18 protein-coding genes and 1 other annotated feature are annotated in these 14,923 nt (G+C 42.7%); all 18 genes read left to right on the forward strand.

From position 1 onward, the window contains the following. Window positions 1–11: 11 nt before the first annotated feature. The 18 genes from NSQ36_RS07385 to NSQ36_RS07470 all read left to right on the forward strand — a co-directional run bounded on the left by NSQ36_RS07385 (window position 12) and on the right by NSQ36_RS07470 (window position 14,818). Window positions 12–443, forward strand: a complete 432-nt coding sequence (locus NSQ36_RS07385) for a transcriptional regulator GutM (protein ID WP_003212289.1) — start codon at window positions 12–14, stop codon at window positions 441–443. A gap of 18 nt (window positions 444–461) precedes the next feature. Further along, complete coding sequence (locus NSQ36_RS07390) at window positions 462–992, forward strand: PTS glucitol/sorbitol transporter subunit IIC (RefSeq protein WP_003210918.1); 531 nt, start codon at window positions 462–464, stop codon at window positions 990–992. A 13-nt stretch (window positions 993–1,005) separates the two neighbouring features. Beyond that, window positions 1,006–2,016 (forward strand): PTS glucitol/sorbitol transporter subunit IIB, encoded by a 1,011-nt coding sequence (locus NSQ36_RS07395; RefSeq protein WP_251191300.1) that lies wholly within the window; start codon window positions 1,006–1,008, stop codon window positions 2,014–2,016. 26 nt (window positions 2,017–2,042) lie between these two features. Beyond that, window positions 2,043–2,399: a PTS glucitol/sorbitol transporter subunit IIA gene (locus NSQ36_RS07400; RefSeq protein WP_007499733.1), complete on the forward strand. Its 357-nt coding sequence runs from the start codon at window positions 2,043–2,045 to the stop codon at window positions 2,397–2,399. A gap of 130 nt (window positions 2,400–2,529) precedes the next feature. Beyond that, the gene (locus NSQ36_RS07405) at window positions 2,530–3,306 is read left to right on the forward strand and encodes an ABC transporter ATP-binding protein (RefSeq protein ID WP_034620040.1); all 777 of its coding nucleotides are present in this window, start codon (window positions 2,530–2,532) and stop codon (window positions 3,304–3,306) included. 79 nt (window positions 3,307–3,385) lie between these two features. After that, a complete protein-coding gene (locus NSQ36_RS07410; RefSeq protein ID WP_008344958.1) occupies window positions 3,386–3,622 on the forward strand; it encodes a YlmC/YmxH family sporulation protein in 237 nt (78 codons plus the stop codon). Between the two features lie 212 nt (window positions 3,623–3,834). Next, window positions 3,835–4,698: a peptidoglycan editing factor PgeF gene (gene pgeF, locus NSQ36_RS07415; protein WP_212045841.1), complete on the forward strand. Its 864-nt coding sequence runs from the start codon at window positions 3,835–3,837 to the stop codon at window positions 4,696–4,698. Between the two features lie 6 nt (window positions 4,699–4,704). Then, on the forward strand, window positions 4,705–5,394 hold the full coding sequence (locus tag NSQ36_RS07420; protein ID WP_251191299.1) for a YggS family pyridoxal phosphate-dependent enzyme: 690 nt from the start codon (window positions 4,705–4,707) through the stop codon (window positions 5,392–5,394). 1 nt (window position 5,395) lies between these two features. Continuing rightward, on the forward strand, window positions 5,396–5,854 hold the full coding sequence (sepF, locus tag NSQ36_RS07425; protein ID WP_003212271.1) for a cell division protein SepF: 459 nt from the start codon (window positions 5,396–5,398) through the stop codon (window positions 5,852–5,854). 6 nt (window positions 5,855–5,860) lie between these two features. Beyond that, window positions 5,861–6,142, forward strand: a complete 282-nt coding sequence (locus tag NSQ36_RS07430) for a YggT family protein (RefSeq protein WP_251191297.1) — start codon at window positions 5,861–5,863, stop codon at window positions 6,140–6,142. Between the two features lie 53 nt (window positions 6,143–6,195). Then, window positions 6,196–6,972: an RNA-binding protein gene (locus tag NSQ36_RS07435; protein ID WP_212045842.1), complete on the forward strand. Its 777-nt coding sequence runs from the start codon at window positions 6,196–6,198 to the stop codon at window positions 6,970–6,972. Between the two features lie 26 nt (window positions 6,973–6,998). Then, window positions 6,999–7,493: a DivIVA domain-containing protein gene (locus NSQ36_RS07440; RefSeq protein ID WP_003211323.1), complete on the forward strand. Its 495-nt coding sequence runs from the start codon at window positions 6,999–7,001 to the stop codon at window positions 7,491–7,493. A gap of 61 nt (window positions 7,494–7,554) precedes the next feature. Beyond that, window positions 7,555–7,790: a binding site (T-box leader), on the forward strand. A 59-nt stretch (window positions 7,791–7,849) separates the two neighbouring features. Next, window positions 7,850–10,615, forward strand: a complete 2,766-nt coding sequence (ileS, locus tag NSQ36_RS07445; protein ID WP_339207126.1) for an isoleucine--tRNA ligase — start codon at window positions 7,850–7,852, stop codon at window positions 10,613–10,615. A 160-nt stretch (window positions 10,616–10,775) separates the two neighbouring features. After that, on the forward strand, window positions 10,776–11,150 hold the full coding sequence (locus tag NSQ36_RS07450; RefSeq protein WP_050945086.1) for a TraR/DksA family transcriptional regulator: 375 nt from the start codon (window positions 10,776–10,778) through the stop codon (window positions 11,148–11,150). Between the two features lie 94 nt (window positions 11,151–11,244). Continuing rightward, window positions 11,245–11,712, forward strand: a complete 468-nt coding sequence (lspA, locus tag NSQ36_RS07455; protein WP_003212011.1) for a signal peptidase II — start codon at window positions 11,245–11,247, stop codon at window positions 11,710–11,712. Beyond that, complete coding sequence (locus NSQ36_RS07460; protein ID WP_339207128.1) at window positions 11,709–12,623, forward strand: RluA family pseudouridine synthase; 915 nt, start codon at window positions 11,709–11,711, stop codon at window positions 12,621–12,623. Before lspA ends, NSQ36_RS07460 begins: the two co-directional genes overlap by 4 nt. Window positions 12,624–12,793: 170 nt before the next feature. Next, complete coding sequence (gene pyrR / locus NSQ36_RS07465) at window positions 12,794–13,336, forward strand: bifunctional pyr operon transcriptional regulator/uracil phosphoribosyltransferase PyrR (protein ID WP_003211705.1); 543 nt, start codon at window positions 12,794–12,796, stop codon at window positions 13,334–13,336. A 153-nt stretch (window positions 13,337–13,489) separates the two neighbouring features. Continuing rightward, a complete protein-coding gene (locus tag NSQ36_RS07470; protein WP_050945084.1) occupies window positions 13,490–14,818 on the forward strand; it encodes a solute carrier family 23 protein in 1,329 nt (442 codons plus the stop codon). Window positions 14,819–14,923 lie beyond the last annotated feature (105 nt).

The following is a 14,923-nucleotide window of genomic DNA, read 5'->3' on the forward strand; positions in this document are numbered from 1 at the left end:
GACGTGAAGCTGTGGAAAAATTAGCGATCGTACTTTGTATCATTCTCATTGTGCAGTACGGGTTATCTTTTATTCAAATCAAGTACTACCGCAAGAGCATGGATTCACTTATTGATGATTACAGAGGGAAGCAGGGCTATCACTTATTTTCAGGAATGGAGCGGCGCAAAGTTGGCCCTGGAGCCATTGCGCTCATCATTGTAGATGAATCGTATATCATTCAAAAATGCCATGTGCTTGGCGGTGTGTCGATCTTATCTAAATTTAAAGAAGTCCCTTCATATGAAGGAAAGCATGTAGGGGCTGTGTTAGACGAGCACCATATGATGAAGCAGACGTTGAAAAAACGCAAAAAGGGGCCAGCTGTCATGCACGCACTTTCCATGGCGGCTGAACAGGCACTTGTCTCGATTTCGAAAAAAAATATAACAAATGTGAACTAAAGAAAGGGGAGATGAAACATGGAATGGATTCAATGGTTTGGAGAGCACTTTATCGGAATGTTTGAAGCCGGCGGAAAGCAATTCATGGGTCTTGTTACAGGTATCGTTCCAACGCTTGTTGTGTTACTTACTTTCACTTATGCTGTCATGAAGTTTATTGGAGAAGAGCGAGTGAATAGAGCGATTCAGTTTGCTGCGAAATATACCATTTTGCGCTACACGTTAATGCCGATCTTATCCGTTCTTATTTTGACAAACCCGATGGCTTATACGTTTGGCCGCTTCTTACCCGAAAAACAAAAACCAGCATTCTATGATTCAGCTGTTTCATTTGTTCATCCGGTGACATCACTGTTTCCGTATGCCAACGCAGGAGAACTGTTTGTCTACTTAGGGATTGCGAACGGTATTAAAGAAGCAGGATACTCAATGTCAGAGCTTGCTGTTCGGTACTTCTTAGTCGGGATCGTCGTCATTTTACTTCGCGGTATTATTACTGAATGGATTACAAAGTACTTAGCAGGAAAAATGAAAGCGAATTCACAATAGGGGAGGGTTAGACATGACAAACCACAAAGTATTTGTTGCAAAAGGTGCTGGCGGATGGGGAGAAGGCTTGGAGCTTGAACCAACCGGTAAAAAAAGAAAGGTTGTTTCCATTACAGGGGGAGGCATTCACCCAGTTGCACGTAAAATTGCAGAAATGACAGGGACAGAAGCATGTGACGGCTTTAAAAACTCGATACCAGAAGATGAAATGATGTGTGTTGTCATTGACTGCGGAGGAACCGCACGAATCGGACTTTATCCAATGAAGCGCATTCCAACTGTAGACGTTTTGGCATCCTCTCCTTCTGGACCGCTTGCAAAACATATTACAGAGGATATCTTCGTATCTGGCGTCACAGAAAAAGATATTTCCTTTGCGGATGCATCAAGTGGTGAGGAAAAAGCAGAAGGTCAGGAAAACAGTGAGCCGATTGACAAGGAGAATTTCAAAGAAACCTATTCAAAACTGAAAGAGGAAAATCTCGAGCGTCAGGAAAAAGGTAATTTCCTGATGAGGTTCTCAAGAGGAATTGGGAAAGTTACCGGTACGTTCTACCAGGCTGGTCGTGATTCCGTTGATATGCTTTTGAAAAACATTATTCCATTCATGGCATTTGTCAGTATGTTAATTGGAATTATCAATTATACAAAAATTGGTGACTTGATTGCCCATTTTCTATCACCATTGGCAGGATCTATATGGGGACTCTTACTGCTCGTTGTGGTCTGTACATTGCCATTCCTATCACCTGTCTTAGGACCTGGTGCAGTCATTGCACAAGTAATCGGTGTTCTCATTGGTAGTCAAATTGCACTAGGAAATATCCCGCCTCAATTTGCACTTCCTGCACTATTTGCCATCAACGGTCAAGTAGGGTGTGATTTCATTCCAGTGGGTCTGTCACTTGGTGAAGCGAAGCCGGAAACGGTACAATATGGAGTACCAGCTGTTTTGTATAGCCGTCTCATTACAGGGGTTCTATCTGTTGTGATCGCATACGCTGCCAGCTTCGGTATGTATTAAACGTATTAAAGGAGGAATCGATATACATGGTCACACAATCTGTCGTAAAAGAAATCGGGATCTTAGTGCCGCAATTTAAAGAAGATAAGCTGATTGTTTTATTTGGACCCGCAGCGCCGCAGGAATTAAGAGATATGTCCGTCATTCATGAGTTCGAACATTTAGAAGAAGAGCCGTTGAAACTGGGCGGTACCATTCAAGTGGGCGATCAAACGTACACGATCACAGCCCTCGGCAATAAAGCAAATGACAACTTTAAAGAACTCGGCCATATTTCGATCTACTTCCAAGAGCCGTTTGATGATGTATTACCGGGAGCTGTCTTTGCATCCCCGCACACGTTTCCTGATATAAAAGAAGGCGTACGTATTGAAATTTCGTAGCTATGAAGAAAAGCTGTTCCGTAGAAGGAGCAGCTTTTTTTATGTGAGGTTTACCAGAAAGAGCAATTGCGATATGCTGTAAACATTCATTATTTGTTTATTCAGAATTTTTACTCAGGGGGAAATGATGGTGTCACTTGAATTGAAGAATGTTTCATTAAAACGAAATGGAAAATGGCTGCTTCAGTCTGTTGACTGGCATGTGAACAAAGAGGAGCACTGGGTGCTTTACGGTTTAAATGGTGCGGGGAAAACCGCTTTATTAAATATGCTCTGCTCATATTATTTCCCTACATCAGGTGAGATGACCGTGCTGGGACATATCTTTGGCAAGGAGGCTCTTGGCGAAAAGCTCAGGAAGAAAATTGGCCTCATTTCTGCGGGACTTGAAAAGAAACTGCACAGAGACGACAATGCATTTGAAATTGTTCTCAGCGGGGCATTTGCCTCTATCGGGCTTTATGAAACCCCGACAGATGAGATAAGGGAGAAAGCCATTGATCTATTAAAAGCATTTGGTTCGTTCAAATATGCAAACCGGACATATGAAACACTCTCGCAAGGAGAAAAGCAGAAAGTCCTGATTGCGAGGGCTTTAATGAATGATCCCAAGCTCCTGATTTTAGATGAGCCTGTGACAGGTCTTGATTTTTTAGCAAGAGAACAGGTGCTGGAGACCATCTCATTCATTGCTTCAAAGCCTGATGCGCCTACTTTGCTTTACACGACCCATCATGCAGAAGAGATTTTGCCTGTTTTTCAGCACACCTTATTATTAAAAGATGGGACTGTTTTTGATCAAGGGAAAACAAAAGAGATGATGACAAGCGACTTGCTTTCTTCCTTCTTTGAATGTCCGGTAGATGTGATGTGGAGAAATGGCCGTCCTCATTTAAGTAAATTGTAGATAAAAGAAACTATTGGTCTGCGTCCCTGCTTTTCCATCATACATATTATAGTAGAAAACGAAAGGCGGGGAAGGACAGATGATCAGTATTTCTGAATTCCAAATCAAGGATGTTGTCGATGTGTCCAGCGGAAAAAAACTAGGCACCATTGGGGACATTGATATCAATGTTACGAGTGGTAAAATACAAGCAATCATTATCGGCGGTACAGGTAAAATGATGGGATTTTTCGGAAAAGAAGAGGAAATGATTGTCCCGTGGCGAAATATAGTAAAAATTGGCGAAGATGTGATACTTGTCCGATTGTCTTCTTAAAATTCGTATAACTCCTCAATGAATCATTTAATGATCCTTAACATAAGCTCTCCATTCTCAGCAAACAATGTCTTTTTCGGGTAAAAAGATTACGTTTTCATATCAATTTGCAAAAAAACCTGTAGAAAGGGCACATTTGAGTGTAATATTTAATGAATCCCACTAACTGTCTACGCATGTCTTGTGGTAAAATAGGAGCGATATAAAGAGAGATGAATGAAAGGTGGGAGGCAGCTTTGACACACAATTATGACCCCTTTCAGCAGAAATCACCTTATGCAATGATGATTCATGATTGGACGAACATGACATGTTCTGGTAAAGAGGTATTAGCCGGATTTACGACAAAAAATGGCGGCTTCAGCCTTTCTCCATATCAATCATTGAACACTGGACTCCATGTAGGAGATGATGCTTCTAGTGTCCAAATGAATCGTCAAGTCATAGCAGATGCTACTGCTGTGCCGCTCTCTGATTGGGTGTTTGCAGACCAAACACACGAGGACCGCATCAAGAAAGTCACCAAGGAGCAAAGAGGAAGAGGAAGTCTTCATTATCATGAGGCACTGCCTGGAACAGACGGCTTATATACGTCTGAACCGAACATCATGCTCGCTCTTTGTTTCGCCGATTGTGTTCCGCTTTATTTTCTAGCTCCGCAACATGGCCTCATCGGAACAGCCCATGCCGGATGGAAAGGAACCGTCAAACAAATTGGTGCAAAAATGGTAGATCTATGGGTCAACCAAGAAGGTGTTAAGACCGATCAAATACAAGTCGTCATTGGACCATCCATTGGCAGCTGTTGCTACATAGTTGATGATGTGGTCTTGAATCAAGTGAAACAGCTTCCCTTTTCTACAGAGGATGTGTATTCCGAGATATCACAAGGACAATATAAATTAGACTTAAAAACATTAAACAAAAACGTATTGCTACATGCAGGGATGAAAGAAGAAAACATACATGTCAGTTCGATGTGCACAAGCTGCAATGATCAGCTATTCTTCTCACACCGGCGTGATCAAGGAAAAACAGGACGTATGATGTCTTTTGTCGGGTTTAAGGAGGCATAAGAGCAATTGAATGTACGAGAGAATCTCAGACAAATAAATGAACAAATAAACGAAGCATGTAAAAGAGCCGGCCGGAACCCAGACGATATATCAGTCGTCGCTGTCACAAAATATGTCTCAATTGAACGAGCACAAGAAGCCAAGGAAGCAGGAATTTTGCATTTTGGTGAAAATCGTGACCAAGGGTTACTTGAAAAACAAGCGGCTATAACCGATGAAAGCATTAGCTGGCACTTCATCGGCAGTTTACAAACACGAAAAGTAAAATCTGTCATTCAGAGCATTGACTACTTACATTCGCTCGACAGGATCTCTCTTGCGAATGAAATTGAAAAAAGAGCAGATCACACGGTTCGCTGTTTTGTACAGGTGAACACATCGCTGGAGGAGTCAAAACATGGCTTACAAAGTGAAGACGTGATCCCATTTGTCAAGCAGCTCGCTGATTGCAAACACATTGAAATTGCTGGACTGATGACGATGGCTCCATTTACAGATGATCACACTGTGATACGAAACTGCTTTAAAACATTAAAAAACCTTCAAGAAGAAGTAAAACATCTTAACCAAGTAAATGCACCTTGTCAGCATTTATCGATGGGCATGTCAAATGATTTTGAAATCGCAATTGAAGAAGGTGCGACATTCGTTCGGATTGGCTCTTCACTTGTTGGAAATGAAACAGGAGGTGCGTGACATGAGCATAAAAAATAAGTTTAAAAGCTTTTTCACTCTCGACGATGAAGAGTATGAGTACGAATATATTGATGAAGAAAGAGAACCAGTCCAAGAAGAAAAAGGAACAAAGGACAAAGCGGCATTTCAAGAGCGTCCGCAGACAGGAAAACAAAATGTCGTCAGCTTGCAAAGCGTGCAGAAATCCTCTAAAGTGGTGTTAAGTGAGCCGCGTGTTTATGCAGAAGCGCAGGAGATTGCAGACCATATTAAAAACAGACGTGCAGTCGTCGTCAATTTGCAGCGCATTCAGCACGATCAAGCAAAGCGAATCATCGACTTCTTAAGCGGCACTGTATATGCAATCGGTGGAGATATCCAGCGTATTGGCTCGAATATATTCCTCTGTACACCTGATAATGTAGATGTATCTGGCACAATATCAGAACTTTTGACAGAGGAAGAACCTCAGAGGTGGTAAATCATAGTGATTCTAAATTACATTTTCCAGCTTTTACAGACTGTATTAACGATTTACTCATTCGCGATTATTATTTACATCTTTATGTCATGGGTGCCATCAGCAAGAGAAACAGCAATTGGGCGTTTTCTGACAAATATTTGCGAACCATATTTAGAACCATTTCGTAAAATTATTCCGCCAATTGGCATGATTGACATCTCGCCAATTGTGGCATTGCTTGTGATTCGTTTTGCATCAACATATGGACTAACTGGTCTTTACAATATGATTGCACGCTTCATGTAGACAGGCTGCCGGGCTTGGCGCTGCCAGGCTCTTTTACATAAGAGGGGAACAAAATGAGCGATATTTATCAACATTTTAGAAAAGACGAACAGCCATTTGTCGACCAAGTGTTAGGCTGGAAAAAAATCGCACTCGACCAGTATCGAATGAAATTAACAGACTTTCTTGATCCGCGTGAGCAGTTTATTACCGAGTCCGTCATCCAGCATGCTGATGAGCTTGGGATCATGTTTTTTGGCGGTTATGAGGGAGCGGAGCGCAAAAGAGCGCTCATTTATCCCGAATATTTACAACCGGCTACTCAGGATGCTGAGCTCTCTTATTTTCAGGTGAACTATGCGAAAAAGTTTATTTCGTTAGAACACCCGAAGCTCCTTGGTTCTCTGATTGGGACAGGCTTGAAGCGTCAAAAATTTGGAGATTTGTTATTTTCAGAGGAAGATGTGCAGTTTATTTGTACGAGTGATGTCGCCGATTTTGTTCGGGCGCAGCTGACGCATGTCGGCAGAGCCTCCGTTTCATTAGAGGAAATCACGCAGGCAGATTTAAAGCCGGTTAAGAGCAAGACTGACATCAAAGAAGATACGATTTCTTCACTGCGGCTTGATGCGGTATGTGCTGCAATCAGCCGTCAGTCTCGGCAAAAAGCACAGCTTTTGGTCAAAAATGGGCTTGTCAAAGTTAACTGGAAAGTCACTGAGGACCCTTCCTTTACAATCGGCGAAGGCGATCAGCTCTCTGTTAGGGGATTTGGCCGCTTTAGCCTCAAAACGATTGATGGGAAGACCAAAAAAGATAAATTTAAAGTAACATTTGAGCTTCTGACATAACGAACTTGAATCTGGAGGTGGCGAGGTTGCCATTAACACCTAATGATATTCATAATAAAACGTTCACAAAAAGCTTTCGCGGCTATGACGAAGATGAAGTAAACGAGTTTTTAAGCCAAGTACGTAAAGATTATGAAATTGTACTTCGTAAAAAGAACGAACTTGAAGAAAAAGTAAACGAGCTTGACGAAAGATTAGGTCATTTTGCAACAATTGAAGAGACATTAAACAAATCAATTCTTGTGGCGCAGGAAGCAGCAGAAGACGTCAAACGTCATTCTGATAAAGAAGCGAAATTGATCATTCGTGAAGCGGAGAAAAATGCCGATCGTATTATTAACGAAGCGCTATCTAAATCAAGAAAGATTGCGATGGAAATCGAAGAGCTGAAGAAGCAGTCGAAGGTCTTTAGAACTCGCTTCCAAATGCTCATCGAAGCTCAGCTTGATCTTCTAAAAAATGACGATTGGGATCATTTACTGGAATATGAAGTTGACGCTGTCTTTGACGAAAAAGAATAAGCGCATCATCTTGACATGACGTGTACAAGTTGCATATAATACCATCATAAATTAACAAGAGATAAACGTTTGAAAGGGACACTCGCAGTTGTCATATGCGTAATAAAGCGAATCAGGGATGGTGGAAGCCTGACATTACGAGACGCTGCAATGAGATCACCCCTTTAGTTCCTTTTCTGAAATGACCAGTAAGAAAAGGCGTCTGATCACGTTACGATTTTAGAGTGGATAAGCGGCTGTTTAAATAGCGCTTGTCTAAAAGGGTGGTACCGCGAGACAAGCCTTCTCGTCCCTTATGGGATGAGAGGGCTTTTTTTATTGTTTTTTAATCAGAATTTGCATATGGAGGAATGGGTATGAACTACAAAGACACCTTATTAATGCCGAAAACAGAATTCCCAATGAGAGGGAACTTGCCGAACAAAGAGCCTGAAATCCAAGAGGAGTGGGCAGAACAAGACATCTATCAAATGGTTTTAGAGCGGACAAAAGGACGCCCGACCTTTATTTTGCATGATGGACCTCCATATGCGAATGGTGACATTCATATGGGGCACGCACTCAATAAAATCCTTAAAGATTTTATTGTCCGTTTTAAATCAATGAATGGATTCCATGCACCGTACGTACCGGGCTGGGATACACACGGGCTGCCAATTGAAACAGCACTCACTAAAAATAAAAAAGTCAAACGTAAAGAAATGTCGACAGCTGAATTCCGCAAACTATGCGAGGAGTATGCTTGGAAACAAATCGAAGGTCAGCGCAATCAGTTTAAGCGATTAGGCGTCAGAGCAGATTGGGACAATCCTTATGTCACGTTAAAGCCTGAGTACGAAGCGCAGCAAATTCTTGTCTTCGGAGAAATGGCGAAGAGAGGCTACATTTACAAAGGACTAAAGCCTGTTAACTGGTCTCCTTCAAGTGAGTCAGCTCTTGCAGAAGCGGAAATTGAATATAAAGACAAACGTTCACCATCCATTTACGTTTCATTTAAAGTGAAAGATGGGAAAGGCGTACTTGAAAATGGCGAACAATTCATCATCTGGACAACAACACCTTGGACACTTCCTGCAAACCTTGGTATTTGTGTTCATCCAAACCTAGAGTACAGTGTTCTTCAAGAGGGTGCTGAGCGATATGTTGTCGCATCTGAGCTTGTTGAACAAGTGGCAAAAACGCTTGGTTTTGAAGAGTATGAAGTCGTGAAAACAATAAAAGGAAAAGAATTAGATAACGTCGTTGCAGAGCATCCGATCTATGGCAGAGATTCACTTGTGATGCTTGGTGACCACGTGACAACGGATGCAGGAACAGGCTGTGTTCATACAGCACCAGGTCACGGGGAAGATGACTTTATTGTCAGCATGAAGTACGGTCTTGACGTACTATGTCCAGTAGACGAAAAAGGTGTCATGACAGAAGAAGCGCCTGGTTTTGAAGGTCTATTTTACGAGGATGCCAATAAAGCTATCACAGAACAGCTTGAAGCAAAAGGCGCGCTGAAAAAGCTCGACTTTATCACGCACTCCTACCCGCATGACTGGAGAACGAAAAAACCAACGATTTATCGTGCAACCGCTCAGTGGTTTGCTTCGATTAAAGACTTCAGAGAAGCGCTATTAGACAATATTAAAGAAACGAAATGGGTGCCAGCATGGGGCGAAACGCGCCTATTCAATATGGTGCGTGACAGAGGCGACTGGTGCATTTCAAGACAGCGTGTATGGGGCGTTCCAATTCCGGTCTTTTATGCAGAAAATGGTGAGCCGATCATCACAGATGAAACCATTCAGCATGTCTCTCAATTATTTAGAGAACATGGCTCGAATATTTGGTTTGAAAAAGAAGCGAAAGAACTATTGCCAGAAGGCTTTACACACCCAGGCAGTCCAAACGGTGAATTCACAAAAGAGCAGGACATCATGGATGTATGGTTTGATTCTGGTTCTTCTCACCAAGCTGTTTTAGAAGAAAGAGATGATCTTGTTCGTCCGGCAGACCTTTACCTTGAAGGCTCTGACCAATATCGCGGCTGGTTTAACTCTTCCTTATCAACAGCAGTTGCAGTCACTGGAAAAGCACCGTATAAAGGTGTTCTCAGCCACGGCTTTACGCTTGATAAAGAAGGACGCAAGATGAGTAAATCATTAGGCAATACAATTGACCCAACAAAGGTAGCGAAGCAGCTTGGGGCGGAGATTCTAAGACTTTGGGTATCTTCTGTCAACTATCAAGCCGATCACCCGGTGTCTGATGATATCTTAAAACAAGTAGCAGAGGTCTATCGTAAAATCCGTAACACGTTCCGCTTCCTGCACGGTAACCTATTTGACTTTGATCCAGCAGTCCATGCAGTACCTGTAGAAGAGCTTCGCGAAGTGGATCAATATATCTTGATCAAATTAAACAAATTGATTGATAAAGTGAAAAAGGCTTATGATGATTACGAATTTGCGGTCGTGTATCATGCGATTCACAATTTCTGTACAATTGAGCTAAGCTCTTTCTATCTCGACTTTGCAAAGGATGTCGTGTACATTGAGCATGCGGATCATCCAGACCGCCGTAGCATGCAGACGGTCTTCTACGAAACATTAATGGCATTAGTGAAGCTGACTGCACCAATTCTTCCGCATACAGCAGATGAATTATGGAGCCACTTAAGCTTTGTTGAAGAGCCAAGTGTTCAGTTAACAGATATGCCAGAAGGTGTGGCTGTTTTTCAAGCGGAAGCGACAGAAGCGAAGTTTGACCGCTTTATGGAAGTGCGTGACGATGTGCTAAAAGCGCTCGAAATTGCGCGTAATGAGAAAGTCATTGGACGTTCTCTTGAAGCAAGTGTGATCCTTTATGCGACAGAAGAAGTGAAAAACCTTCTTGCATCCATTAAAGAAGATGTGAAGCAGCTCTTTATCATCTCTGAATTAACGGTAGAAGATGAGCAAAATGCTGACACATCAGCACCTGAATACACTTCAGGAAGAATTTTGGTTCAAAAAGCAGAAGGAGAACTATGCGAACGTTCTCGTATTATTTCAAAAGATGTTGGTGCAAATCCGAAATACCCAACATTGTCACTGAAAAATGCTGAAATCGTGGAAAAATATTACCAGAATTAACAGTGTGATATGACCAATTAGCGCCCCGCCATATGCGGGGTGTTTTCTTTTTTGCGGAAATGACAGCGTTTAGAACGAAAGGAAAAATCTTATGGCTTTAAAGTGGACAGCCGGGGCAACAATATGATTATCACGACAGGGCAGGAGTTGAAATAGCGACATGAATGGCGATCTAGAGACGATTTACACGGAACTCCTTCAAATGAAAGAAGAGCTGCAAGCTAAACTTTTTGAATACGCATCATTTCGTTCACCCGCTGAGCATGTCTCAATGAACGAGGTCCAAACGGCCACGCTTCTTTATCACATCAAAGAAGAGCTGCAAGATGTGTCTCTCGCTATTGCAAAAATTGAGCAAGGAACCTTTGGTATATGTGAGGCGACAGGTGATGTCATTCCGCTTGAACAAATGAGTATTCTTCCTACCGCCCGCACGGCTGACGACTTTTTATATCATAAGCAATACGAGAAAAAAGCATTCACTCCTTATCCTCATGAATCAGATGATTCTCATTTTGAAGCCTTCCATATGTAGGGAGGTTTTTGTCTGTCAACTAAAGTTTCTTTACTCCTTCCTGTTTTCTTGATAAAATGCATAAAGATCAAAGTATGAAGATGGAGGAACGTGTGTGTTCTATTACATAATCGCATTCGTGATGATTTGTTTAGATCAATTAACAAAATGGCTCATTGTCAAAAATATGATGCCCGGAGATTCTTATCCAGTGATTGATGGTTTCTTTTATATCACGTCTCACCGAAATTCAGGCGCCGCATGGGGAATTCTCCAAGGACAAATGTGGTTTTTCTATGTGATCACACTCGTTGTTATTGCGGGAATTGTTTATTATTTGCAAAAGCATGGACAAAAGGACAAGCTGCTTGGAGTTGCACTGGCCTTAATGCTTGGCGGAGCGATTGGGAATTTTATCGACCGCGTTTTCCGTCAGGAAGTGGTAGATTTTGCTCATTTCGTCTTTGGGAATTATCACTACCCAATCTTTAATATTGCAGATTCTTCTCTATGTGTAGGAGTTATTCTGCTCTTCATTCAAATGCTGTTAGATGGAAAGAAAACGAAGGAGTCAACTACATGAATCAAGTAAATATTGCCGTTTCAGAGGAACAAACGAGTGAACGGCTTGATAAATTTCTAAGCACGACAGAACCAGAATGGTCAAGAACCCAGGTCCAGCAGTGGGTAAAGGATGGGCTGATCGAGGTAAACGGGAAACAAGTGAAAGCCAATTACAAAGTACAAGCTGGAGATCAGATTAAAGTCGAGATTCCAGAACCAGAAGTACTAGATGTAGAAGCAGAACCAATGGATCTTGATATTTATTATGAGGATGCAGATGTGCTAGTGGTGAATAAACCACGAGGAATGGTCGTTCATCCAGCACCAGGTCACGTGTCAGGAACGCTTGTAAATGGCCTGATGGCACATTGCACGGACTTATCAGGGATTAATGGTGTGATGCGTCCTGGAATTGTCCATCGTATTGATAAAGACACATCTGGGCTGTTAATGGTCGCAAAAAACGATATGGCGCATGAATCACTCGTCAATCAGCTTGTGGCTAAAACTGTCACAAGAAAATATACGGCCGTTGTCCATGGCATCATTCAGCATGATACAGGCACAATTGATGCCCCAATTGGCAGAGACAAAAAAGACCGCCAAAGCATGACGGTCACAAAAGAAAGTGCAAAACAAGCAGTCACTCACTTTGATGTGATTGAACGCTTTCAGGATTTCACGGTGTTGGAGTGCCGACTTGAAACAGGAAGAACACACCAAATTCGTGTTCATATGAAATATATCGGCTATCCGCTTGCAGGAGATCCGAAATATGGACCGAGAAAGACAGTCGATTTCAATGGTCAGCTGCTTCATGCAGGTGTTTTAGGATTTGATCATCCAAGAACAGGCGAATATATCGAGTTCACAGCACCAGTTCCTGCTGATATGCAAGCTTTTATCGATTCATTAAGAAATAACGATTGACAGGCCGTTCTTTTTTTGAAATAATGAACGAAGAAATGAAGATTCTTTAAAACAGTCCAGAGAGGCTGAGAAGGATAACGGATCAATTTGTGCACGTGTATGCACAAATGAACGCCCCTCTCTGCCCTTTGCAGAAGGGGCTTTTTATTTGTCAAAAAGAGGTGTAAAAGATGGAACAAAAAGCAGTCATTCTTGATGAACAAGCGATCAGACGAGCGCTTACCCGAATTGCACATGAAATGATTGAGCGCAACAAAGGGATGAAAGATGTCATCCTTGCGGGGATCAAGACTAGAGGTATTCATCTTGCAAAGCGCCTTGCAGAGCGCATCGAGCAAATTGAAGGAAATCCAGTCATAGTGGGTGAACTTGATATTACGCTATACCGTGATGACCTGACAAAAAAGACAGAGAACCAAGACCCGCTTGTGAAGGGTGCAGACATTCCAGCTGACATTAATGACAAAACACTGATTGTCGTTGACGATGTCCTGTTTACAGGCAGAACCGTCAGAGCAGCCATGGATGCCCTTGTGGATGTAGGAAGACCATCTTCCATTCAGCTTGCTGTTCTCGTCGACCGGGGACACCGGGAGCTACCGATTCGAGCGGATTATATCGGGAAGAACATTCCGACATCAAAAGCAGAGACAGTTATGGTTCAACTGAATGAAGTAGATCAAAACGACCTTGTCGCTATATATGAAAAATAACCTTTTTAAATGCATTCCAGAGAGTTTGCAAAGAGGGCAATAACAGAGATACCGAGCACGGCAAACATGACGTGTACGGTTTTTCTAGGCCTCTTTGCGCATACTCGCAAAGAGGCTTTTTTAATGAAAAAGGACACATCTAGGAGGAAAATCATGAGTCAGCAAAAAGCCAATTTAGGCATTCGAGATATCCCAAAACCGTTCACATGGCTGTCACTTAGCCTTCAGCATTTGTTTGCCATGTTTGGTGCAACCATTCTAGTACCAAAAATCATCGATATGAGTCCAGCGGTCGCGCTCATCTCAAGTGGTGTTGGAACCATAGTTTACTTAATCATCACAAGAGGCCAAATTCCAGCGTATCTTGGATCGTCCTTTGCCTTTATCGCCCCCATACTGAATGTGAAAGCCACAGGCGGCCCTGGAGCCGCCATGGTGGGTGCCTTCATGGCGGGTGTCGCTTATGCACTCATTGCACTATTTATTAAATGGCTCGGCACAGGCTGGCTGATGAAACTTTTACCGCCGGTCGTCGTAGGGCCGGTCATTATGGTCATCGGACTCGGACTCGCTGGAACAGCTGTCAACATGGCGATGTATGCTGATCCGAATGCAACCGAGCTTGTTTACAGCCTGAAGCACCTAATGGTCGCCGGCTTCACACTGGCTGTCACGATTATCAGCATGATTTTCCTAAGAGGATTCCTTAGCTTGATCCCAGTATTAATCGGCATTATCAGCGGCTATCTCTTTGCCTTATCACAAGGCATTGTGAACTTCCAGCCGGTCATTGATGCAAAATGGTTTGCTGTACCAGACTTCGTTGTACCATTTGTGGACTACACACCAGCTGTGACTTTAAGCATTCTCACCGTAATGGTGCCGGTTGCCTTTGTGACAATGTCTGAGCACATCGGCCACCAAGTGGTGTTAAGTAAAGTTGTAGGGCAAGATTTTATTAAAAAACCTGGTCTTCACCGCTCCATTTTAGGAGACAGTGCGGCGACAATTTTCGCTTCACTCATTGGCGGACCGCCGACAACAACGTATGGAGAGAATATCGGCGTCCTTGCCATCACAAGAGTGTTCAGTATCTTCGTCATCGGCGGAGCAGCAGTATTTGCAATCTGCTTCGGCTTTGTCGGAAAAATCTCAGCATTAATCAGTACAGTGCCGTCCGCGGTCATGGGAGGCGTTTCATTCTTGCTCTTTGGGATCATTGCCTCAAGCGGCCTGAGAATCCTTATTGATCATAAAGTAAATTTTGAAGAAAAGCGTAATCTCATTATCGCATCAGTCATCTTAGTCATCGGAATTGGCGGGGCATTCATTGAGGTGAAACAAATCAACCTCACACTATCTGGAATGGCACTTGCTGCCATCACGGGTGTCCTGTTGAACCTGATCCTGCCGCAGCAAAAAGCGGAGGATGACGAGTCAAATGAATCGAATACAGAAAACCTTTTAAAAGAAGTCCAGTGAGGCTGACAAGGGTTCTAAAATGAGCAGAATGCACGAACGTGCCGCTGCTTCTTTTGGAGAACCCTAAGCTGCCGAGGCTTAGGGTTTTTTTGAACCTGAAAGTGA

The sequence above is a fragment of the Bacillus sp. FSL W8-1143 genome, assembly GCF_037965155.1.
Lineage (GTDB): Bacteria > Bacillota > Bacilli > Bacillales > Bacillaceae > Bacillus > Bacillus pumilus.